Genomic DNA, 22,885 nt, shown 5'->3' on the forward strand with positions numbered 1-22,885 from the left:
GTAAGTAAGGAAATGCTTTGAGGCTTGAAGCGTGATGAATGAAGCTGGAAGCTATTGCGTTTTAAAGCGATTATTCTGTAGAAAATCTAATATCCATTGTTTTACTGAATATAAAAGTAAGGTCCGGATTATAAAATCCAGACCTTTAAATATGTCTTAGTTGTTCTGTGAATAAATTTTGACTTTGATTATCCCCTAAAAAGGCGATTGATAATTTTTTGCATTTTTTCATCATTCGGCACAACACTTTTTAATAGATTCATTTCTCTTATAACGATTTCTAAATCTAAATCAGATCCATCATACATTTTTCTTGAACCAATTTCAATTCTTAACTCTATTAATTCATTTATTATATCCAAAGTGAAACTATAAAAAGGTTCCTTTCTTAAATCATTGGGAAAATCATGCAATAATACATCACATATGTTTAATAGTTGCATGTAATTTTTAATAGGATCACTCTCCTTAAATGATTTAAATTCTTTTGTCAAGCTTTCGATATTATTCATACAAACTACTTATAATTTTTTTATCCTAAAAAAACTGAACATATTATGCTATATTTCTGTATTTAAACAGTAGCTCTTTATTTGAGAATTATGTTTAACTTCTCAATTCAATAATTTCAGATACCACTGCTTTATACAGATCTTCTCTTAATGCACTGAGTTTTTCATTGGCTTCAACGTCAACTTTCTCGTCTTTAAATAGTACGAAATCGTTAAATGAGCCCATACCTCCATATATATTTTTTATATTTGAAAGTGCCTCTTCTCTATTAATCACATATAGATTTCCAAGCTGTATAAAAGCTTTGCTTTTTTCGTGATCTGCCTCTTCCAATAATTTACTTATTTGCAGGCAATAGTCTTTAATTGTCATATTTTCTTTATTTTAACGGATAACTTTCTAAAACTTCAACTCCACTGATTTTCCATGGCTCGGAGATAAAAATTTGTTTTGTACCTCCCAGATAAATTCCTCCCTGTCCGGCAATTTCTCCTTCATAAATAAAAGTTCCGGCCGGTATTTTAATTTTATATGCCATATTTATGATCGATTTATCTCCTGTTGGCCATACAGGAAGTATTGCTTTATCTATTCTAACCTGTAACACCCCAGCCGGAGGATCTTCAGAAAAATATTGACCAAGTGGCTTGCCAGATTCTCCGGCTCTGTAATAAATTTTGTCTTGCTTCAATTTAGAGCCTTTATATTTTCCAGCCATAAATGATGATGATTGAGTACCAGATAATTCAGGAGCACCATCCTCAAGAATAATTCTGTCCTCATAAATTACTACATTAGGATCTTTTTTAAGGTCTGAATTTTTATCAAATATACCATCTTTAGTTGTTTCAGCATCAAGATCATTGTTATTATCTATTTTTTTACTTCTATCCTTTAGTGGCTGCTCATGCATTCTGTCCGGAACGGTTTGCTCTTCAAAAGGAAGCTGATTTAAATTGCGGTTTTGAGGTGTCGTAGCTTTTTTCCTGAAAGGCTCAGTCACCCATTCCTGTGCTTTTTTATAAGCTGCTTTGAAATTCTGAGCCCATTTCATCCAGGTTTCTTTTTTGAAAACCGATGTTATCTTGCGAGGGATAGAAACAATTTTTGCTTTTAAACCGTTTTTTACATTAATAAACATCCGTTTACCAAAAGTTTTCGGATTTCTTTTGGCCAGATCTTTTATAGAAGCGCCCCCTTTTTGTGAGGCTTTCCCTCCGATTATTGCCAGAATAGCCATTCCTGAATTGGTAATATCACTTTTCAGCTCGCCGGAATTTTTAAATAAAACTTCAGCCGTTTTTGCCGTATGGATATCGTAAATATTTTTTATTCCGTTGAGTACATTCAGTCCCAGTGCAATAGCTCCGATCCAGAAGGTGATGGTACCCATCGTTATGGTTGCTCCTGCCAGCCAGGCCGCTAACGGGGCCAAACCACCCAAAGTGAAGATGGATCCTACCGTTGCCGCTAATGTTAAAACACCCAATATTCCGGTAATCACACCTGCAATAGCGAGTACTTTATTGGCTATTCCTGCAGCTTTCTGAAGAATCATTCCTACAGGATCCTGGGAGAATCCTTTCCAATTCGTCAGATCATCCCAAATTCCCTGTATTGAACCTGAAATGGTATGATACCACTCTTTAGGATTAATAATAGAGTTGATGAGTTTGCCCACATCAGACCAGGTTATCGAAGTAATATCATTCCAGATACCGGAAAAAGCAATGGTAATAGACATCCAGAGTCTTTTTAAACCGGTAATCCTGTTCAGGTTTTTGGTTACCAGATTTAACGGTTTCTGTAAAGCATCTTTTCGCTTATTATTAAAGTTTTCTATTTGGCTATTTCTGATAGTTTCTACATTCTCGCTGATGGAGTTTTGCTGTTCGGACTGATCATGATCATAATTGGCTGTTACCTGTTCAAATTTTTCTTTTAAAAGGTTTTGTTCATTTGGATTTAATCCTCTTACAAAAGCGACCTGATCATCCTGTGTTTTTAGTTGCGAAAAATCAATCAATAAACGTTCTGAAGGATCAAGCTCTTTGGGAGCCTGCTGAATTTTATCTTTTTCTTTTTGTGTTAGGCTATTTCGTCCCTCAACGGTAGCCATGTTTTTATAGTACGCATTCTGGGTTTTTATAACATCACGCTCAATACTATAAGAATCACGCAATAAAGCACTAGCTTCTTTGTCTAATTTTTTGCTTTCCGATTCAGCTGCCTTTAGTTTTGGGTTAAGTTTTGCCAGCTGTTTTTTAGCCTCATTATTCTGTTTGGTATCTGCCGCGAGTTTTGCTTTTGATTTCCGTATAGATTCTTTTGAAGATAAGGCTTCCTTGCGTATTGCCGTATTTTTAGCTTTAGCCTGCTGGGCTTCCTGAGTTAATTTCTGAACAGTATTTCCCGACTGTGAAACTGCCTGATCTATTGTAGCAGCGTTGCTGTTGAGCTCTCTTAATTTTTGAGTAAGCTTTCCGGAATCATCATTTTCAGGATCCTGATGTTTCTGCGATCCGCCGAGTAAATCAGTTGCTTCTTTATGCAAATCAGTTGATTTTGATTTATTCTTATGATACTCTTCCTGGTAAGTTCCAACTTCCTGCTCTACTTTCTGCTGCCTTTTCACGGAAGTTTCCAGTCCTCTTTCCAGTTGATTCACTAAAGTTTCCTTTGTCTGAATGCCGTCTTCCGATTTTTGCAGATCATCGTCTGACTGATGAATTGTTTTTTCAACCTCCCTGATTTTATTTTTTAATCCTTTTGCTGCCTCATTCTGTGATTTCACCTGGTTCCTTGCTTCAACTCCCTGATCTCTGAATTCCTGAGCTGCAGCAACAAGACCAAGAATATTAACGGTAGTTTGTGCATCCGGCTCTACTTCAGCCTGCTCACTGTCAACAGCTTTATCCATTCTTGGCATAAGAACAGGTTGAATATCATCAGGAACAACAACTTTTGCTTCTTCTTCTCCTTTGGTTTTTGTATTTAATTTTTTATTGTCGGATTTTTTCTCATCATTTCCTTTTCTTTTTTCAGATTGGAAATTTTCACTTTTATCTGCAGTCTTTTTTGAGCTGCCGGCATTGACATCAGATAAAACCGGTTTAATCTGAGGTTTTTTAATTTCAGCCAGCTTCTCCTTCGGCTTTTGATCTACAACAGGTTTTGGTACCTTAGGTGTAAGATCAGCGGCTTTTACGAGTTCTTTTTCTTCTGTTGTTTTTACTTTATTTTCAGGTTTTTTAAGCATCTGATGAACCACAGCCTGTTCCTGTAAAGTTTTTGGGGTATAATTTCCGGATTTAAGCTGATGATAATCCTGTACCTGACTGACATTCAGTGTCGTCATATATCCTTTTTCCACATCCTTCGTTTCCGGATGACTGATATTTCCGGTTTGTTGTAAACTTTCCCGAAGCTTTCCGTACATCACCTCCGAACCTTGGTCGTAAATGGTTTGCGAACCATGAACGGGCGTTACTTTGCCATTTGAAGCAACCGGGTTTTTATCTGCTTTTGTCAATCCTTGCTTACCGGCAGTGTCTACGGATTTTTGAGACTGCATCGCAGCAGCTTTCATTCCGGAAAAAAATTTTGCCAGCGGATTTTTCGGTTTTGGTTTTATATTTGGGTTATGATGGGCTTTTTTGACTGTTTCTACAGGTTTTGGTGCTTTCATGAATTAGTTTTTTTATTTCATAATTGGATGTAAAAAAGACATACAAAACGCAATTGAAATAATTGCGTTTTATATACCTGTTGAATGTGAAAATCGGACCCGGAGCGGGTGATTTTTAAAGAATGCAAGTAATCAGAAGTGGCGTCCGGCTATGTATGAGAAACAGGTAATGATTGAGCCACTCCAAGTTTTTTCCTGTTATCTGAGCTTTTAAATTCTATGTTTCAAAAATCATATTTTTCTGTCAGAATACCTTGTTTTTCGTACGATGAATTCTGTAGTTGCAGTAATGCATTTTTAAGTACTCAATTGCTTTGATTGATTTCACCTAAAGGCCTGCAGTTCATATTTACTTTTTCACCTGATCTTCAGGAAATCCTATTGCAGGTTCTTCCTTTTGATCAATTTGCTTTTCTGCTCTGATGCCGTATCGGGTTTCAATAAAAAGGTTTACTGCTTTTTCGATCCAGTTTGGCAGATTAGTGGTGATCATCTTTAAGAATTTATCATAACCGTAACCCAGTACAAATAATATCCCTGTCGAATACCATTTGTCGTGCAGTTCGGCCCTGTTCATGAGATAACTCATGGTAAACCCTACGATAATAACGATCATCAAGGTAATCAGGTGTTCCCACGGCTTTTTTTTCTTTATTCTGTATTGAAATTAAGACCCTTAATAATCCGCCTGAAAATGCAATGGCAGTTCCGATTAAAAGGGCTTTTATACTATCTAAATTCATCTTTTCTCTTAATATATATATTGATTCAAATTTTGATTTTGACGCACGGTCAGATGCATCATTTATTCCAGGTCGAGGATGTACATATCATCCAAAAACCTTTTGCTTTTCTGCATGTTTTTGTTTTCGTCCATATAGGCTAATTCATCGATAATATCATCAATGTTTTTTCTTGGATTTTTGTTTATTTCTCGGTTTTTCTTTATTTTTTTTCTTCTCTTTTTCATGGTTACTGAAGTTTTAAATTGAACACTTTTTTAATTAGTAATAATTCTTCTAAGGGCACAAGGTTCCTGCCTTAAGCTCATCATTAGCTTAAACAACAGAACTAAAAGCAAAAACCTTTTTACCTTAGTAATTACCTGTAAGATGAATTTATGAAAGACTTTAGGACAACCCTTTTTATGAATATGGTTTCGGATCGTTATTTGAGTTATGTAGTCCTGTTCTACATTATAAGATTATAATGCAGATTAAATTCATGGTTATTATCAGTTTTTAAAAGAAATATGAATAAGACCGGATGCAGATCTATGCCTGAAGAATGATATTGTATATTGTTCTTTCGGATAAAAAAAGCATCTCTGTGAGTTCGGTTACAATTACCTTCATCTGTTTATCCTGATTACGCTTTACATAATCAATGACAAAATCTTTTCTTTTTTCTACTAATTCTTTGCTACGTTTCATGTTTGGTTAAAGTTTTTATGTTAAAAGTTTTTTTTAAAAAGACACCTCAGCTTTCTTATTTATTGTTTAAATAAGACCATAAGAAACCCTAAAGACTTGTTTCAAGCCTTTGAAAGATGTTCATTACATTATTGTTTTTGATTTTTAGAAAAGCAGATCCGCCATTCTTAATCTTCATAACAGCATCCAGCCTTTCTGCTAAATATTACCTATCGTATTTTCCGTTGCTGCTATCAAATCAATGTTTTATAGGCGAGCCACTTCGTTTACCGACCAGTAATTCGTTTTAAAGAGCGCAACATTATATCTTATAAGATGATAAGTTTGTCTACAATGTGTATTAGCATGTGCAACAATCCTTACTGATAACTACAATTAATCGATATTTTATATGTTAACAGTTACAATATTTATATTTCGGCTTGCTTTTTTATTATTGGCAATAAGGAAATATTTAGGAAAGCAGTTTCATTTCTGCAATGAATAAAAAACAACCGCATTTCATTCACCATCACACACCACAACACGCATCAAACTCATTAAAACAAGTACAAAAAGCGCAATTTTTACATTTATAAAAACCAGAAATATTTTTTTTGTTCGTTTAAGCGCCAAACAAAACAAAAAGAGGAAATCTAATTTTTTAAAGTCCTTAAGTACAGAAAAAGCATTTAAACCATTGATTATAAATAGATATTTAATTCAAATAAAGTTTCTAAACTTCAAATAAAAATTAAATCATCAATATAATTTTGTATATTTGCAGTGTTCCATCTTAACTGTGAAACAAATATACGAACAATGTTCGCTTTTAAAAAAATAATTATGAATATTTTTCGTAATTTTTTTACACAATGACCATAAACACATCAAAATGAACTATTTAGAATTCAAAGAAATCAGGAAAAAGCTTAATATGAAGCAGGCCGAGATCGCAAAATCCATAGGAGTCGGCACCAGAGCCGTACAATACTGGGAAAAAGGCGAACGGAAAATACCTGAAACCACGGCTTATTTCATTACCAATCTCCTGTTGAACCAAGAGAAAAAACAAAATGAAGACAGTGCCTCGCCGCTTGCTTTTTCAGACCTGAAGATAATGAATGTCCCTCTGGCCAATCAATATGCACAAGCAGGATATCTCAGCAGATTTGCTGACGAAGAATATATAGAAAGTCTCCCTACAATTCCTTTTACCGACGATGTTGAGCACCGCGGTGAGTACATGTGTTTTGAAGTGAGAGGAGACAGTATGGACGACGGATCCTACGAAAGCTACCTGGAAGGTGATATCATTTTATGCAGGAGTATAAGACAAGATTACTGGATGAGTAAGCTGCATTATGATAAATGGGATTTTGTAATTGTTCATAAAGAAAAAGGCATTCTGGTAAAACGAATCATTAACCATGATGTTGAAAAAGGCATTATTACCCTGCACTCTCTTAATGAATATTACGATGATTTTGAAATCCATCTTCAGGATGTTGCCAAACTGTTCAACATCATCAGTACAAGACGTAAGAATAACAGAAGATAAAGAGATCTGACTTAATAAAATCCTCACAAACGGAGGATTTTATTAAGATATACTCAGATCATGCTTCTTATCAGGTTGCACAATTATATGATGTTGAAATACTGGTTATCAGGCCACTGGAAGGGTCTACATTATAAATTTTACTTCCGTTATAACTTCCGAACCTCACCCATCTGATCCCCCTGTCTTTAAAGCCACTGCTGGCTACACCCGTATCAAAGCTACCCAGGTTCGCCGGGATTGCCGGTGTAATACCATCGCTCAGGTAAATATAGCTTCCTTCCTGCGGAAAAGGTGTTGTAAGACTGATTGTTTTCTTCAAAACGCCTTCGCTCCAGCAAATACTTGCGCCGGACTCATTGCTATTGGTGGGATCTTTAAATTTCGCCGAAACACAGAAAGCATCCGCAAAAGTATAAGGTGCTTTTTTAATGACCCATCTTTTGGATTCAAACTGAAATACATTAGACCAGTCTGAAATTCCGGCTGGAGATAAGCAATGTTTTCTGGCCCTCATATAAAGAGATGTATTTTCAGGAATATTTCCGCCGTCCATATAAACATTTTCAAGCGGAGTGTAATCAAAATCTACCCTGAAGTGAATAACATCATTAAAGTCCGGATCTGTTGCTATCTGATATTCCGGTGTATCAAGATTTATATCATCCACCATGTAATCCATTACAATCTGCCCGTTTTCTCGTACCTCTACATTTTTTATAGCCGGTGTTTCGCAGACGGACGTTCCACAATTACCAATTTTGAAAGAACTTACTTTTCTGGTAACAACTCCTGAAGCTGTTAACTCTACTACCAATTCGTATTCCCCGGATTTTATAATTGCAGGAAGGATTACCAAACCTCCATTAGACGGTACCGGAGTGATATTGAACACCGTATATGGATCTGCCGAATCCTTTATTTTGTAGGACGCGACTGCACCCGTTATAGGAACGGAAGAGGTATAATGTACCTCAAATGAAATATTGCATGTTGCTATTGCCATTATATTATATTTTTTTATTTATCGGTATAAAAAGAGGTGTTTAAAAACTCTTAATAATTAAAACACCTCCTAATAAGATTATACAGAAATCTGTACTTTAATATTACCTGCACTCAAGAGTAAGATGATATATTACAGATCATTAGCTATCCTTCGAATACACTTACCTGCACAAGATCGGTAGCAAAAGCACCACTATGAGGATCAATAACCGTGAGCTTAAATTCGTAAGTGCCGATGATAAGGTTTTTCACTATTAAAGAAGGTTTATTAACATCCATAAGCGTTACTGCAGGACCCTGTGTCTGTATCCAAGAATAATACAATGTATCCGCTCCCGATCCGCTTCCTGTCAATACAAAGGAATTTTTAGATAAAGGGAACCTTTGGAAATCTCCTGCTTCAGCTCTGATAGTTGGCATTACGCCTTCGCAGCAATTTCCTTTTGGGAATGAAATATCATCAATGGTTGTAACGGGACCATTATACCAATTTCTGATCGTAATGATCTGAGTACAGCCGTTGCTATTTACATTCACGGTTATTACAGGAATTTCAGCCGGATTCAAATCGTAATAAATGTAGTTTACATTTCCTTCTCCATCAGGTTTCAGATTGACAAAATTACCATTCTGCAAGAAGTCCCAATTGTAATCATAGGTTGTAAATCCTGTTCCCGAAATTTTAAATTTCACTTTTGTCTCGTTGGAATCTCCCGACGGATAAATAACTGAAGCCACCTCAATATGTACATCAGATTCCTTATTCACCTTGATAGTGCAACTGGTAGGCTTTCCGTTAACCGTGAAAACGATGGCTTTTCCATATAATTGCGGGCTTACCCGAGAAGGATTAAAGACATATTGTCCGCCGGCTGATTGTTCTACGCCACCATCCAAGCCTGAAGTGACAACCGCTTTTACATCTCCGTTCATAGGATACACGGTAAATGGTATTGAGCCAGCTTTAGCACAAATAACCGTAGTTGGAAGTGTTAATTTAACATCAATTTTCGGGGTGCAGCAAATGTAAGGAAGTGAAAAATCTGCAAAAACCACCGGGTTTTCTGATGACTCGTACATAATAATAAAAGTGCCGCCTTTTTCCACTCCGCGCCTGTGCTCCAGTCCGGGATGTTTTTCTACATATTCATTGAAATATGCCTTAAACATGTCTTTATTATCTATAAGCTCTTCCAAAGACAACATCATCACATCAAATCCCAACTGTTTTTCATCCCTGATCTGGTTTAGCATATTGAAAGCTTTTTCATAATGCATTCCCTGATGTCCTTCTATATTATAAAATGAGTTTTTGTCTATATTAAACAGTAGAGGTTCCTGAATATGCACATCCGTCGACAACCAATTATTGAAGGCTAAATTATCTCTGTATGAACGATTGCCTGTTTTATCATAGTTCCAGGTTTTCAGGAATTCTTCACTGATTGTGTAGTAGAAAGGAACCGCTTTATTACTAAGGGGATTTAATTTCTGTGACGGAGTGATTTTAATCTGTGCACTGCCGTTATCAGCAACCGTAAAGTTTCTGAAATTCTGTACCTGCTGTGTAAAACGGCTGATCAGCAATTGTACTCTTGCAGAGTTTTTTTCATCATCCAAAACGGATGAATTGTAAAACCGGTGTCTTGAAAAATCCAGTTGCTTAACCGGAACCAGTTTTCCCAACATAATGTGTTTGGGAAAAGAATTCAGGTCCGGAAGATTTACCGTAAATGCTTTAGGAAGTAACTTTATAATTTCACTATAAGTATCTGATAAATCTTTGATCACATCATATGCATACTGAAAACCCGCATTTTGACCGAGAAAGCTTTCCAATGTGTTTTTAAATCCCTGATAATTAACAGCAGGAAGCCCTATTAGCTGAGCAATTGCATTGATTTTTTCGAAAATAACTTTACCATACTGATTGTTCTCCAAAACATCAGCATACAAACTTTTTATATCAGAAGATAAAAAAGATGCATTAACGCCCTGTTCTGCAATAAGTTTTTCTACAATAACACGCTCCTGCTTCCCATATTTAAGGATATCTTCTATAAATAACGGATGAGGCTGGATACGATCCATCGGAGCCGGTACAAGCGCTCCGCTATCCGGATCTTTTACAAGAACATTTTCTCCAAGAATATTGATAATACCTTCAGCGGTAGTAACCAATACTTTGAGATTCCGGATCTGCTGAACACCGTGATTGTCACAGTCTACTCCCCTGCAGGGTTTAATTTCCTTTTCGTAGCTTTCAAGATAAAGAAGGACATATTTATCCTCCAAACCGGCAAGATTACTGATGGGTTGAAAATCCGAATTTGCTTCCTTTGCCGTAGCCAGCTCCCAAAGTTCAATTTGATTGCCAAGTCCATTATTTTTACGAAATGGCTTATATTTCACTTTGAAATCCTCGTATACTTTAAAATGTGTGAAGTCTTTGTTTTGTATATCAATGGTTTTCAGTTCACTTACATATAAATCTTCACTAATCGCATTGGTATTGCTTAAAGTCAGCAAATCACCATCTGTCGTTACCGCTATTCCTTGCGAAAGGCGTATGCTGCTCAGGAGTTTATCGGCATAAATAAGATCCGGTTTGAAACCGCAAACAATACCCACCCCCTGAAGCATCACTCTGGATAAACGGTCCTGATCTTCAAAAAAGTCTAAAAACTCATTGAACTGGGGATGCTTTACATACTGTCCTTTACTGAATTTACGGTACTGGGTTGATATATTACTTAATTGATTATTCATTATTATTAATTTTTTAATGATTTATGAAAAAGCTTTATAAGCTTCTCAGGCAGAAAATTTTCTGCCCAAGAAGTATATCATCACGATAGAATATGATATTCTGATCATGTGATGTCTTTATCATATTAACCTCCACAACCATTTATAATTGCAGTTTGAATAGCACTTGCATTGTAGCTGGTGTTCCATGAACCTCCGGTTCCGTTGGCAAGCTCTTTCCAGATGTATTTTCCTTCTATCTGCTGCTCTACGCCAGCTCCCAGCACAATTACCTTGATGGACTTGGAAAGGCAAACTGTTTTCAGCCTGTTAATTTCTGTTACATCCAGTCCGTTTGCAGTATCATCATTACCTCCAGGTACAATATCTGTTATAATGATCACATATTTGGCCACGCCATTTCTGAATGCACCGGCGAAATCATGCTCTACCACTCTGCTTAATGCCATATCGGTAGGTTCCGGACCTCCCTCTCCCCATCCGAGGCTAAGGCCTCCGGTAGGATTATTAATTTTACCAAGCTGACTGGTAAATGTGGAAACATTATTTTCTGACATAACCTCCATTGCCGTAATCCACTGGTATTTTGAACCAATTCCCGTATTAACAAATCTCTGGGCTGCCGGCAGGCTTGTGTATGCCGCTGCTGAGCTATAGCCCGAATTTGTTCTGGAATTTGTTTCATCCGCCAGTACGATACCCAATCTGTATGGATTAGGAGACGACTGATTCTGTATTGTTGTTATAATACTACCCGCTCCGGTTTTAGCAGCCTCAATCTGACCTCCCATACTCGCCGTATAATCAAATATGAAAACTACATCCATACCTGAATTACATGGTGGCGGACCAATTCTGACAGTTACTGTTGCTATGTTACTGTCTAATTCGCCATCATTTATATGATAGGTAAAGGAATCTAAAAGAGTGTTTGATCCGTTATGAGTATATCTGATTTTGCCATCAGGTCTCAGTGTTGCTGTTCCGTAAGCCGGCTGAGTGTCTATAATAACGGATAACGGTGTATTTCCTAAATCGTAATCATTATCTTTAACAGCAATGTCCACATGTTCGTTATTTGCTACGGAAGCATGGTCGTTTACAGCTACCGGAGGAGATTTAACCGTAATAAATACCGTAGCAATATTACTATCATCTCTGCCGTCATTAACACAATACGTGAATGAGTCTTCAAGATTAGCAGAACCATCATGGGTATATTTGAATGTTCCATTGCTGTTCAATATTACTGATCCATGTGAAGGATTTGATTTTTTAATTACGGTGAGTGCATCATTATCCGCATCATAATCATTATCTAAAACAGGTATTGTTACAGATTGTCCGATCAGGCATGAAGCTTTGTCGTCTTTGGCAATTGGCGGAATATTAGGCTTTTCTTTTGAGCAGCACAGGTAAGGTAAAGAGAAATCTGCCAGAACCTGGTTGTTGGCTTCCGACCAGTACAGCAATACAAATGTACCTCCGTGTTCTACACCGGCAAGATGTTCCAAACCTGATTTTCGGTCTAAGAACTCACTTAAAAGTTCACTTACTACATCATCTTTTTTAGGATCCTGCCTTACTACAGTAACACCTTCTCCTTCTTTGGAAAACTCAGCTTTATTAAGCAGTTTTAATTTTTCATCCAGTTTTGAGATTGTGAGAAGGGTATTTCGCGAATCGCTTTTTTCCCTGCTGATATCGGAGGAAATTGATATTAGATGTTTTCTCAGGTCATCAATGGATACGGTTTCTTTATCCGGCTCAACGGGAGTTTCCCCTTTTTGCAAAACCAACGCGATTACATCAAAAGCCAATCCGTATTTTGTTTTGATATCATTGATGTTCTGCATCGCGGTTCTGTATGGCATTCCAATATGACCTTCGATTCTGTAGAAATCATTATCATCAATATTATAACTTAAAGGATCCTGAATAAAATCATCACCTGCAAGATTTCCCGTATGATAACTTAGGTTGTAAGTTTCCCTGTCGGTTTTAGTTTTTTCATAGTTCCATTTATTCAACAACAAGCTGTCGACATTATAATAGTACGGAATAGCTTTATCACCTAATCTGACATACTGATTGGAAGGAGTAATTTTAACAGGTCCGATATAAGACTGAAATCCATTGATTTTCTGCACAAAACGATTGGCAAGCATAATCACTCTTTCATAATTTTCATCCTCTGTTGTGGTTACCGGTGAGTGGTAGAAACTGTGACGGTAAAGGGTATCCTCCCCTAATTCCAGTGATGCTCCTACACGGCCCAGCAAAAGGTGTTTCGGAAATGAATTGATATCCGGGCAGCATTCTGCATCAAGATGCAAAATAAGCCCCTTTATTTCATTGTAAGTATCAATTAAATCTTTCAGCAGATCATAGCGGTACTGATAATCCTCCAGTCTTGGAGTTTCCGCAGGATATAATACGGAAGTCAGTTTATCAATAAGCGCCTGGCCACTGAAATTGAGATTTATATTGAAAACATCAGCAATTTTATTAAAACCGTCACTAAGCTGGGTAACGGTACTGAATGCGTTCTGGAACCTCATTTTAAGATCTGAAGGTCTTACAATGCTTTTATCAAGAATGACTCTTTTAGCCTCTAATTTAGGCAGCGTATCAAAAAGCAACTGATATGTATGATGAGCTTTATAAATAGTATCTTTTGCATCCCCCGAAGAGATCAGATTAAGCACCGCATCAGAGTCTGCCAAAAGCACTTTAAGATTAGAAACCTGCTCGGCACCGTTATTATCGCAATCTGCGTCCTGACATGGCGTTTCATCATTAGAATAGCTTTCCAGATACAGGATAATAACTTTGTTGTAAATGGTATTACCTAATTCTTTTACATTTCTGAAACCACCGCCATTAGGAATCAGATTATATTCTTCCTGTGTAATTAATTCTAAAAGAGGGATCTGCTTATTGCCGATACGGAAATGTTTATATTCTACTTCATCCGTATAACTTTTATAATATTTGTAGCTGTTAGCGTCAAAATTTATGGCAACCTCAGAAGAAGTGCTTCCTTTTTTACGCAATGTAATAATATCCCCGTCTGTGGTAACTCCTGCTCCTTGAGAAATCACAACGCTATCATAATCCACCAGATCCAGTTTCTGCATCTGAGGAAGTTCCTCCATGAGAATTTCAGAACCTGAAAGCGAAAGAGGACTGAGGTAAATAGATTCAAAGCCGCAAGCCAATCCAACTCCGCTCAAACGGGTTCTGGACATCCTGTCCTGATCCTCAAAATAATCTATAAATTCGTTTAGTTGCCCTTCAGTTAACGCCTGATTTTCGTTGAACTTTCTATATTGGGTTGTTACGTTATTTAATTTGGTATTCATTATTTATCAATTTTTATATGTTTGATTGTCCTAATATGATTTTTCCGTCCAGGCTGTCATTATCATCTTTTGCACAGTCCAGAAGTCTTCCCGGTCTGTAAATATTATTTAGATTGGTAAGAGCAATCAATAGCTGATAGATGCTGTTTCCTAAATTCAGCAGATTATTTTTAGATTTATCCGACAGGTACTGTTTAAAAGCAACTTCAAATTCTGAGAGGTCACTTTTAGCGGTCTGCGTTTCTGTGAAGCGGTCTCCCACCCAGCAGATTTTTGCTAAAACATGCGCCGGAATTTCCTGCCTGATAACAGTTTCAGCATAGCGTCTGAAATCAGGATCCTGGAAGCGGTATGCATAGCCCGGAAGAACAATGCTCACCCGGTAGGAATAAGGGTCAAAAACATCTGTTTCACAATCTTCTTCACAAGAATGCATGAAGGTTTCCGAATACTGCACAGGATCTGTGGCAGCCACATCTTCAAAGTCATACATTATTTTAAAAGTCTGTTCTATTTCCATGCATCCAATACCACCCATCTGCTTGTAATCTTTAACAGCGGGCTTCAATAACAGATGCTCTACCAGGAAAATACCTTCTTCTGTAAAATCATATTTGAAATACTTTACCGTTTCCCGGATTCCATTTTTCAATGCATTAAGATTCTGGTAAGGATTTGTTCTTTTATGAGTAGCAATCACATTCTTCTCCGGAGAATCATCAATTACATCAAAATAATAGTTACCACCACCGGAAAACCGGATATTCATGTTTCCGATGAAGCAATTATTGTCTTCGCACGGACCTAAATTCTCCAGTGCATTTTCAAGATCTTCTTCATCAATCTGGATAATCTGATAGATGGCTTCGTTCAGGATTTTAGTTGCGGCATATTCAATCTGATAATTTTTTATGGATGATAAAATAATATTGCCCGAAGCATCTTTTATTTTCCATGTAAAGTTGTCCTGGTTTCCATTTTGTGTTTTGGTGATTAACACCGGCGACTGGGATAAATTTCTTTGGCTATAATCCTTAATTCCCAATAAACGGGCGATCCTTTTTTGGGCACCGGAAATATTGTTGGTGTTCCAAAGGTCCGAATCTGCAAAAAGAGTATAGTTGTAGCCCAATCCGCGGTCTTTACTTATCGAAGCATATTCGCTAAGGAAATTTTGCTTGTTATTAAGGACAATTTCGTCTGCAGAGTTTCCATATAATGACTTCATCAGGAACGTATAGTCGCTGAAGGTTTCTGCAAAACGGGAAATCAAATGATCCAGGATTTCATTACGGCGTTCCACGCTGTTATCCAATTCTTCATACAAAGCATCAGTAAGTGCATCATCATTTCCGGTTGGATAATCAGAAACCAATTCGCCGAATCCTTTAATATTTTTCAGGGCCTGTGTGAAATAGGTTCTTTTCAGATTTCCGTTTACACTTAAAATTTCCTTTACTTTTTCAAGATGTTTAAAATAGCCCGCGAGAATCTGATCAAAAAACAACAGATACGCTTTCATTTGTTTTGCGAGCGCTTCTCTTCGCGGGGTGTGGTTTCCTATAATTCCGGAAATTCCTACGCCGTAGGTATCGGGAAATTCATTGAGAATGGTAGCATATTCCGCTACATTATAGGATGTTCCCTGCGGTAAAGCCAGTTCTTTATTCTGCCTCGCATCTTCTCTCAGCACCTCTTCTTCTTTTTTAAGAGTCTGGAGGTATTCCTGAACTTTTTTATCGTTAATATTTAATGGAAGCGATCCTTTACTGTAGCTGAAAGAGCTCAGTTCGCAAAGCTCCGGTTTTCTGCCTTTTTCTATGCAGATCAACCACTCGTTATTCTGTTTGATCACGCTATCACAGCCTGCGATAGAAATCTCATGAATTTCTTTTACACCGTCAATTTTCATGATTTCGCTTACGATATCCGAAAGGCGGACTTCTGTTCTCAGCTGACTGTTTTTCAGCTCTTCAGTATCAATAAAACCATTTTCCAAAAGCGGGCCTTCAAAGATCTGATCCGTTGTTAAACCTTTTTCCAGCATTTGTTTTAACGAGTAAAAATGAATCTCCGGAGACAGGTAATTGTTAATAGCTTTTAATACTTTGGCATGTACGAGTTCTTCATCGGCTTTATTTACCAACCCGATACGCGCGCAGACTGCCACTTTCTGGATTTCAACTTCTTTAATTTCAGCAAGATCTTCACAAAGGCTTCTGTTGGCATGATAACGTTCCAATATCTGAAGGTTGACACCAATTTTTCCGCACCCGCTGTTTTCTTCAGTAACATCATCGGAGTAGTCTACGTAAAGATCATACATCCCTTTTACATCAAAGCTTTGTACTTTATCTCCGATAGGCTTAAAATCCATGTTTCCTGTTTTGCAGTCAACATATAGTTTTTCATTGTGGGGGACCAGCCAGCAGTTTCTTATCGGTCTTTTATGACCTGCCGTAAAGCTGATGTCTATGAAAAGTTTTCTGTAATCGAGCTCCGTTAAAGGTCTTGAAGGCAGAATTTCCGTTGTTTTTAAAAATTGGGCATGGATATTTTTATCTTCATCTTCAGAGGTGAGAAGGTCCTCCATATTGAGGTTCATTCTCATCCCGAGATCTGTTATGGCATAGCTCAGAACTTCCAGCGTGGTAATTCCCGGATCGTGAGAGTTATAATCTGTCCAAAGTTTTCCTCCCAATTTCTCTATGTATTCAATACCGGTTCTGCGCAGAAAGTGAAAATCGGACTGATCCCCGGTTTCTACATTTTTCGGTATACTAATGTGCTTATTTTCTGACATGGTTATGTTTTATTCTTTTTATTATTAAATACATACTTGTTCTGCGATAGTAATTTGGTGCTGTTTTGCAGATACGAGAATGGATTTCGGATCTACTTCTATTAAAGATTTCTTTTGTATCACATCATTTACCAGTATTTTGATTTCATCAATATAATCTACGTAATACAGCTGCTCCAGGTAGTTGATGAGATGATTAACATTCAGTTCGACATTAAAATCAATGTCTTTAGAATCTGTGAAGGCCCATGGCGAAATGTATTTCTTTATGTCTTCGTCCAATTGTTTCATGTAGAATACTTCATCAAAATTTTCAAAGATCTTTACAGTAGCCTGTATTTTTGCTTCTTTATAATTAGGATTAATTACCTGAGCTTTAACGTGCATTGTATTTAATTCATTTACATATTTCTGAATTTTGTTGAGGCTGGCCCTGCTCACTCTTGGCTGGTAGACGTCGAAAGCATTTTTATTTCTGATATTCGGCACCACCATCAATGTAACATGTCCGGGGGCCATATATGATTTTTCAGAGGTATGGTTTAAACATTTCACTTTGAAAACTTCCGGAAACTCCTGCAATACAAGGTTTTCATAATCCCATTGTGTAATAGCCCTGTGTTTGTGTCTCAGACGCTCGCTTACTCTTCTGTAAAATTCAGAATCGGCTTCTTTGTACTTTCCGTCGAACGAATTGTATGGCTGGCTAACCGATTTTACCTGAGGAACCCTGGTTATTAGTTTCGAAATCGTGTCGGCCGGCAAACCGTTGGCCAAATGCGCCACATCGTTACCCTGATCTTGGAATGTTGCTAAAACTGCCTGTGTGTATATTCCCTGAATTTTACAAACAGCATCATAGCTTCTTTTTGATCTGGCCCTGATCCACACCAGTCCGTCTGTAAGCATTGTATGGCTGGTGTTGTTGTCTTTCGGGATCTTAAACTTTACGATACCGGATTCCAGGAATTTTCTTGTTTCGTTTTTCAGCATATTTTGTGAAAGGTCGATCCATGTATTGCCGGACAGAATATGCCATTCGATAAACTCTTTTTCCTCGAAAGTATCCACTAAAGGATTTTCACTTCCTTCCAGCATCTGGATCAACAGGGAAACAGTGGTTTGTTTTACAGCTTCAAGACCGATGTACAGCTCACCTCCATTTTCATGTACGGGGACGATGCTTTTCGTTTCAGTTTCTTTTTCATATTGCCCGAATACGTCTTCGTGGTACAACTGTACACCTTTGTTTTTGGCAGCTTTTCCATTGAAATCTTTATCTAGATAAGAATAAGCAATTTCTCTTGCACTGTAATTCAGTTCGATATCTTCCGCAAAAGGAATGTATGGTTCGTTCGGAACAAGCTTATTTTTAGCAGGATCGCTGGATAGTGCCAAAGTATATAATTTAGGGTACACATCCTGTAATGCCGACTGGTTTATTGTTAATCTGATAGCCTCGCTCGTTCCGGGATCGGTATTGGTGTTTTGGATGGAAAATTGTGTTTTATATCCGTTTTCCATTTTCCTGAACAGTTCAATATTATTGCCTTTCTCTCGCCATACTTCTTTTTCCAATAGCGCAGTATCTGCCGTGAAATAAGCATCCGAACGGACAATTGACGGACCTTCTAACGACTCAAATTGTTTTACACTGATATTTTGATTCGGCTGAATTACATACCCGCTGTATAAATTAGTTATTGAATCCGGTGTGTTTTTCCAATTGATGGTGATGTCTGCTTTTTCCCATTTTTTGGAAAACATTTCAGGACATTTGATGTAAAAATTAGATCCTTTAACAGGTTGTGCAGTGAACGGATAATAAGGTTTTTCTGCGTTCAGTATATTGCTGTCGTTTTCGATCTGAAGAGATTTTACGCCTTTTACCTCTACCGCTACTTCAACATTTTTCACCAGCTTTTCCGAAAGTGCCTCATAAAGCGTATAGTATTTTTCTCCTTCAATCACGAATCTTACCACAGGAAAATCAGTCTGGAACGTTTGCAGCAAAACATCCTTATTGTATTTTACCACGGCTGGAAAATCTTTGGTTAATGTAAAGGAAAGCACCAGCTGATCTGCACTTTTCCTTACACATTTCAAAGCCATTCCGGAGATCCATTCTTTTTGTCCGCTGCACAATACTTTGATATTATTTTCGATATCTCCGGCTGATAAATCCTGAAACTTCTGAGCAGAATTTTTAGTAAAATCAATTTTCACGGTAATGATTCTCTCGCCTTCTTCCAGATCAAATAATGATGATGCGATTGCAAAACCGAGTTTCGCTTTCGGGAGTTCCTTGTAAATGGATTTTTCGGAAACAGTTTCATCAGCATTATAACCGAAAGGCCACCAGTAATTGCTTTCCTCCGGGAGTTTATCTCCTAAACCATCTACCGAATTGGCAACCGGCGCCATCTTCAGCTCTCTTTTTTTAACATCATTGAGAAAGCTTTTAATCTCCACAACTTTTGCCTGGTTGGCAACAAGCTCTTCGCCTGTTTTGTAAACGCGTTTTTTTCCGTTGGCGTCTTTATCACCATCCAGCAATGTTCCGCCGGGAATCCTTTCCTGGATTGCTTTTTTGGCTAATTCAAAAATCACATAGACTTTATCAGGTCTTGCCTCATTTTTTTCAATCTGAAGAATTTCGTTATAATAGAAATCCAGATGTCTTTTGGTTAAATTATTAAAAGCTTTTTTTGAGAAATCCAATAATTTTAAAAAGCAGACAAACAGGGTGAGGTGGGGAGTCAGGTTGCTGTCCTGTTCAAACTGGGAAATAAGATCTGTAACCTGTTTTTTCATACTTTTATATTCAATGCTTTCCCTTCTCGGTACAGCATTGTCATCATCACCCAGGAAAAAGTTTCCCCAGTTTCCTTTGGGTGTTGTATTATCATCTTTATCGAAATAGTTTACACGCTGAGCAAAATTATTTGCGAATAATAGCCAGTCAAACAAATCGAAATCGTGTAATTCAAGATTGCCCGGATCTAATTCTGCTAAAAAGCGCTGCATTTGTGATTTTCCTTCACGATAATGTGAAAATGTATCTGTTTTTTTCATTTGTTTATATTTATCTTTCTATGTTCAGATGCAATACTTATGTAGTGTTTGGTAGTATTTAAAATGGCTACAGACATCCCGTAATTCATTATATTTCGGTAGCTTCTTCTTTGTAAAAAGGAAAAACCATATTGCTTCTTGTATTCGTATTTCTTACTTCGTAGTTAATTTCTATTAAAATTTCCCCTTCAATTTCGTCCTGAGCATTAATTTCAATACTTAAAATATTGATTCGAGGTTCGTGATATAAAATAGCACGCTCAACGATTCCTTTCATTTGTGTAATGAGCGTTAAGTCCAGTGGCTTAAATAGCATTTCCTGCAGGTCACATCCGTAATTCGGGAACATGACGCGTTCACCGGGACGTGTAGACAGGAGAATCATAAGGCTGTTATTGATGTCTTCCACATCTGATGTCATTGCCAGCTTTCCTTCAGTCTCATTAAATTCTGGCGGAAAGCTCCAGCCTGTTCCTAAAAAATCTGTATTTATTTTCATACGTTATTTATTATATTAATTGTAGATCTGCATCCGTAACATAGAGCTTTGGTTTTCATAACTGCTTGTTATTGATTTTTACGTTTCTATTGTAAGGAAGATACCATCTAAAAAATGCAGCTTATGATGAATTGAAAACTGCAAAAAAATATTATCCGCCTATTAAAACAGTAGCTTCACCTGCGGAGATCACTCCTCCGTGTGCCGTAGAATCTCCCATTCTTGCGGCCGGTTTTCCACCGATCATTACGCTTGAAGATCCTGATGCAATGGTATCTAAAGGACCTGTGCATACGGCTTTATCCCCTACTCTTGCGGCCGGTTTCCCGCCGATAAGTACTGTAGGTTCTCCCGCCGGAATGATGGGTCCGCCTACATGCGGAACATTTCCTGTAACCATAGGACAGGTATGCATGTCTGTAATTCTTGCTGCCGGTTTCATACGATTAATTGATTTTAACCTGAGAGCCTTTTACCACAGTTACCGCTCCCGATTTAAGTTCCGAACCAGAGCTTCCTTCCGCTTTTAGCTGCGCACTGGCTTTTACATTGATATTGACTCCTTCCATACTGATGTCACCTTTCGCTTTGATCTTGATATCTTTTGAACTATCCATGCTGATCCCGTCTTTGTTAAGTATAAACGTATTCGCATGTTCGTCTTCAATCTTAATGATATCCGCATCTTCGTCTACGATTATCTTTTTGCCTTTCGGGGTTTCCAGGGTATAGGAAATTTTGTCGTCATTGAAGATCATTTTCATTTCGCTCCGGGTTACAAATCCTTTTTCATGATTGTCATCAGAAGCTACAATAGGAGCCGGTTTTGTACTGCTGTTCAGCATTCCGAGAACTACGGCATCATTAGGATCATCATTAATAAATCCGATAATAACCTCATCGCCGATTTCAGGTCTGAAGAAAGACCCTCTGTTTTCTCCGGCGTCCAGAGTGGCTATTCTTGCCCAGATTCCTTCTTCTTCATTATTAATGATAGGAATCTGTACTAAAATCCGGTCTTCTCCATCCGGGTCAGATTCCAGTTGTGAAACGATTCCTACGTGCAGTCCGCTTATGGCAGGAATAATTCCTGAACCGGGCATTTCGCTTACGTCATAGGTTTCTGAGAACCACGTTGGAGAAAGTCCGAACTGAGCATCTACCAGCCAGTTTCCATCAATAATTTCATGACGGATTCCTGTTACATATATTTTTCCGTTAAACCTGTCTCCAACTCCCTGAAGGGTTAATGTAACACCTGGTTTTACCGATGGTATTCCCTGGAATTTTACTCTTCCCCTGGTTTTTGCCAATTGCTGGAAAGTGGCTTTAGCGTCTCCCCATTGCTGTAATTCATCCTGGGTAAGATTGCCGCCATGTTTCAGCTGCAGGTCTTCAATTCCAAAAACTTTGGCCAGATCACCGGAAGAAAGATTTCCGTTAAGACTGATGGCCGGATCCTGAGCTTCCACTTGCGTTAATTCCTGGTCTGTATAGCTCCATGTTTTAGCGGTAATTTTGCTGAACTGATCCCTTGCATCAATTTCACCGTCGAATTCGTGTACGGATGATCCAAAGACAACGGTTTCTACTGCTTCGCCGCTGAAATCAGGCTTGGCAACTTTTACGGTTCCGTCATCAACAAAACACAATTTTCCGTTGGTCTGCGCTCTGGTTAACATAAAATCCCAATCAGATGACTGAAACTGAACCAATTCCTTATGGGTATTTGAAGTAGCTTCCACATCGGCGGTAGTTCCGCTGTTGCCAATCAGTTCCTCGATGATATCACTGTCTTTGCTGTCATAGAAATATTTGCTTTTTCTTCCCAGTGTCATTTTTACTGCCTTATCCCTGCATTCGATGATGAGATAAGAAGATCCGTTTCTGACTTTAATATTATGCTTTACAACCACTCCCTTAAAAATCGTTTCTTCTTTAGAATGGTATCCGGCAGTGATTTCAATTTCTTTTCCGGGAATCAGTAATTCTTCATTGCTGAGTTTGAAATCCTGTTCCGGTACACTACCATCTAAAATAACAATGCGGGCATAAGGAATTCTGTTGACTTCTTTTTCTACGATAATGCTTTTCACACCATATTTCCCAGGCAATTCGGTACCTCCGGACATTACTTTAAAAGTAGTCAGATCCGGATTTTTTGCTGTTTGTATATATCCGCTATTGTTCAT

At 37.7% G+C, this 22,885-nt stretch carries 15 protein-coding genes; 1 reads left to right on the forward strand and 14 read right to left on the reverse strand.

What is annotated here, in order from left to right; genetic code table 11:
• Positions 1 to 188: 188 nt before the first annotated feature.
• The 6 genes from M0D58_RS05300 to M0D58_RS05325 form a co-directional block, all read right to left on the reverse strand.
• Positions 189 to 512, reverse strand: a complete 324-nt coding sequence (locus M0D58_RS05300; RefSeq protein ID WP_248394038.1) for a hypothetical protein — start codon at positions 510 to 512, stop codon at positions 189 to 191.
• Positions 513 to 606: 94 nt separating this feature from the next.
• Positions 607 to 885 (reverse strand): DUF6966 domain-containing protein, encoded by a 279-nt coding sequence (locus tag M0D58_RS05305; RefSeq protein ID WP_248394039.1) that lies wholly within the window; start codon positions 883 to 885, stop codon positions 607 to 609.
• A gap of 7 nt (positions 886 to 892) precedes the next feature.
• Positions 893 to 4,201 carry a hypothetical protein gene (locus M0D58_RS05310; RefSeq protein WP_248394040.1) on the reverse strand — a complete coding sequence of 1,103 codons (3,309 nt, stop codon included), beginning with the start codon at positions 4,199 to 4,201 and terminating at the stop codon, positions 893 to 895.
• A 349-nt stretch (positions 4,202 to 4,550) separates the two neighbouring features.
• Complete coding sequence (locus tag M0D58_RS05315) at positions 4,551 to 4,817, reverse strand: hypothetical protein (protein ID WP_248394041.1); 267 nt, start codon at positions 4,815 to 4,817, stop codon at positions 4,551 to 4,553.
• 189 nt (positions 4,818 to 5,006) lie between these two features.
• Positions 5,007 to 5,171 (reverse strand): hypothetical protein, encoded by a 165-nt coding sequence (locus M0D58_RS05320; protein WP_248394042.1) that lies wholly within the window; start codon positions 5,169 to 5,171, stop codon positions 5,007 to 5,009.
• Between the two features lie 304 nt (positions 5,172 to 5,475).
• The gene (locus M0D58_RS05325) at positions 5,476 to 5,634 is read right to left on the reverse strand and encodes a hypothetical protein (protein ID WP_157456450.1); all 159 of its coding nucleotides are present in this window, start codon (positions 5,632 to 5,634) and stop codon (positions 5,476 to 5,478) included.
• A gap of 874 nt (positions 5,635 to 6,508) precedes the next feature.
• Here M0D58_RS05325 and M0D58_RS05330 point away from each other — a divergent pair.
• The gene (locus tag M0D58_RS05330) at positions 6,509 to 7,174 is read left to right on the forward strand and encodes a S24 family peptidase (protein WP_248394044.1); all 666 of its coding nucleotides are present in this window, start codon (positions 6,509 to 6,511) and stop codon (positions 7,172 to 7,174) included.
• A 70-nt stretch (positions 7,175 to 7,244) separates the two neighbouring features.
• On the opposite strand, the gene M0D58_RS05335 is transcribed toward M0D58_RS05330, so the two are convergent.
• The 8 genes from M0D58_RS05335 to vgrG form a co-directional block, all read right to left on the reverse strand.
• Positions 7,245 to 8,180, reverse strand: a complete 936-nt coding sequence (locus tag M0D58_RS05335; protein ID WP_248394046.1) for a hypothetical protein — start codon at positions 8,178 to 8,180, stop codon at positions 7,245 to 7,247.
• Positions 8,181 to 8,326: 146 nt separating this feature from the next.
• A complete protein-coding gene (locus M0D58_RS05340) occupies positions 8,327 to 10,951 on the reverse strand; it encodes a PKD domain-containing protein (protein WP_248394047.1) in 2,625 nt (874 codons plus the stop codon).
• Positions 10,952 to 11,076: 125 nt separating this feature from the next.
• Positions 11,077 to 14,316, reverse strand: coding sequence for an Ig-like domain-containing protein (locus tag M0D58_RS05345; protein ID WP_248394049.1), 3,240 nt, complete (start codon positions 14,314 to 14,316; stop codon positions 11,077 to 11,079).
• Between the two features lie 13 nt (positions 14,317 to 14,329).
• Positions 14,330 to 17,119 (reverse strand): hypothetical protein, encoded by a 2,790-nt coding sequence (locus tag M0D58_RS05350; RefSeq protein WP_248394051.1) that lies wholly within the window; start codon positions 17,117 to 17,119, stop codon positions 14,330 to 14,332.
• A gap of 24 nt (positions 17,120 to 17,143) precedes the next feature.
• Positions 17,144 to 20,194 (reverse strand): baseplate J/gp47 family protein, encoded by a 3,051-nt coding sequence (locus tag M0D58_RS05355; protein ID WP_248394053.1) that lies wholly within the window; start codon positions 20,192 to 20,194, stop codon positions 17,144 to 17,146.
• Between the two features lie 88 nt (positions 20,195 to 20,282).
• Positions 20,283 to 20,693, reverse strand: a complete 411-nt coding sequence (locus M0D58_RS05360; RefSeq protein ID WP_072884160.1) for a GPW/gp25 family protein — start codon at positions 20,691 to 20,693, stop codon at positions 20,283 to 20,285.
• A 151-nt stretch (positions 20,694 to 20,844) separates the two neighbouring features.
• Entirely contained in the window at positions 20,845 to 21,135 is a 291-nt protein-coding gene (locus tag M0D58_RS05365; RefSeq protein WP_029297107.1) for a PAAR domain-containing protein, read from the reverse strand.
• A gap of 4 nt (positions 21,136 to 21,139) precedes the next feature.
• Positions 21,140 to 22,885 carry a type VI secretion system tip protein VgrG gene (gene vgrG, locus M0D58_RS05370; protein WP_248394055.1) on the reverse strand — a complete coding sequence of 582 codons (1,746 nt, stop codon included), beginning with the start codon at positions 22,883 to 22,885 and terminating at the stop codon, positions 21,140 to 21,142.

This window comes from Chryseobacterium nepalense (genome assembly GCF_023195755.1).
In the GTDB taxonomy this organism is placed as follows: Bacteria; Bacteroidota; Bacteroidia; order Flavobacteriales; family Weeksellaceae; genus Chryseobacterium; species Chryseobacterium nepalense.

Excerpts from the sequence above, each read along its gene's own strand:
- M0D58_RS05300 (WP_248394038.1), bottom strand. The coding sequence starts at position 512 with ATGAATAATATCGAAAGCTTGACAAAAGAATTTAAATCATTTAAGGAG.
- M0D58_RS05305 (WP_248394039.1), bottom strand. The coding sequence starts at position 885 with ATGACAATTAAAGACTATTGCCTGCAAATAAGTAAATTATTGGAAGAG.
- M0D58_RS05310 (WP_248394040.1), bottom strand. The coding sequence starts at position 4,201 with ATGAAAGCACCAAAACCTGTAGAAACAGTCAAAAAAGCCCATCATAAC.
- M0D58_RS05315 (WP_248394041.1), bottom strand. The coding sequence starts at position 4,817 with ATGATCGTTATTATCGTAGGGTTTACCATGAGTTATCTCATGAACAGG.
- M0D58_RS05320 (WP_248394042.1), bottom strand. The coding sequence starts at position 5,171 with ATGAAAAAGAGAAGAAAAAAAATAAAGAAAAACCGAGAAATAAACAAA.
- M0D58_RS05325 (WP_157456450.1), bottom strand. The coding sequence starts at position 5,634 with ATGAAACGTAGCAAAGAATTAGTAGAAAAAAGAAAAGATTTTGTCATT.
- M0D58_RS05330 (WP_248394044.1), top strand. The coding sequence starts at position 6,509 with ATGAACTATTTAGAATTCAAAGAAATCAGGAAAAAGCTTAATATGAAG.
- M0D58_RS05335 (WP_248394046.1), bottom strand. The coding sequence starts at position 8,180 with ATGGCAATAGCAACATGCAATATTTCATTTGAGGTACATTATACCTCT.
- M0D58_RS05340 (WP_248394047.1), bottom strand. The coding sequence starts at position 10,951 with ATGAATAATCAATTAAGTAATATATCAACCCAGTACCGTAAATTCAGT.
- M0D58_RS05345 (WP_248394049.1), bottom strand. The coding sequence starts at position 14,316 with ATGAATACCAAATTAAATAACGTAACAACCCAATATAGAAAGTTCAAC.
- M0D58_RS05350 (WP_248394051.1), bottom strand. The coding sequence starts at position 17,119 with ATGTCAGAAAATAAGCACATTAGTATACCGAAAAATGTAGAAACCGGG.
- M0D58_RS05355 (WP_248394053.1), bottom strand. The coding sequence starts at position 20,194 with ATGAAAAAAACAGATACATTTTCACATTATCGTGAAGGAAAATCACAA.
- M0D58_RS05360 (WP_072884160.1), bottom strand. The coding sequence starts at position 20,693 with ATGAAAATAAATACAGATTTTTTAGGAACAGGCTGGAGCTTTCCGCCA.
- M0D58_RS05365 (WP_029297107.1), bottom strand. The coding sequence starts at position 21,135 with ATGAAACCGGCAGCAAGAATTACAGACATGCATACCTGTCCTATGGTT.
- vgrG (WP_248394055.1), bottom strand. The coding sequence starts at position 22,885 with ATGAACAATAGCGGATATATACAAACAGCAAAAAATCCGGATCTGACT.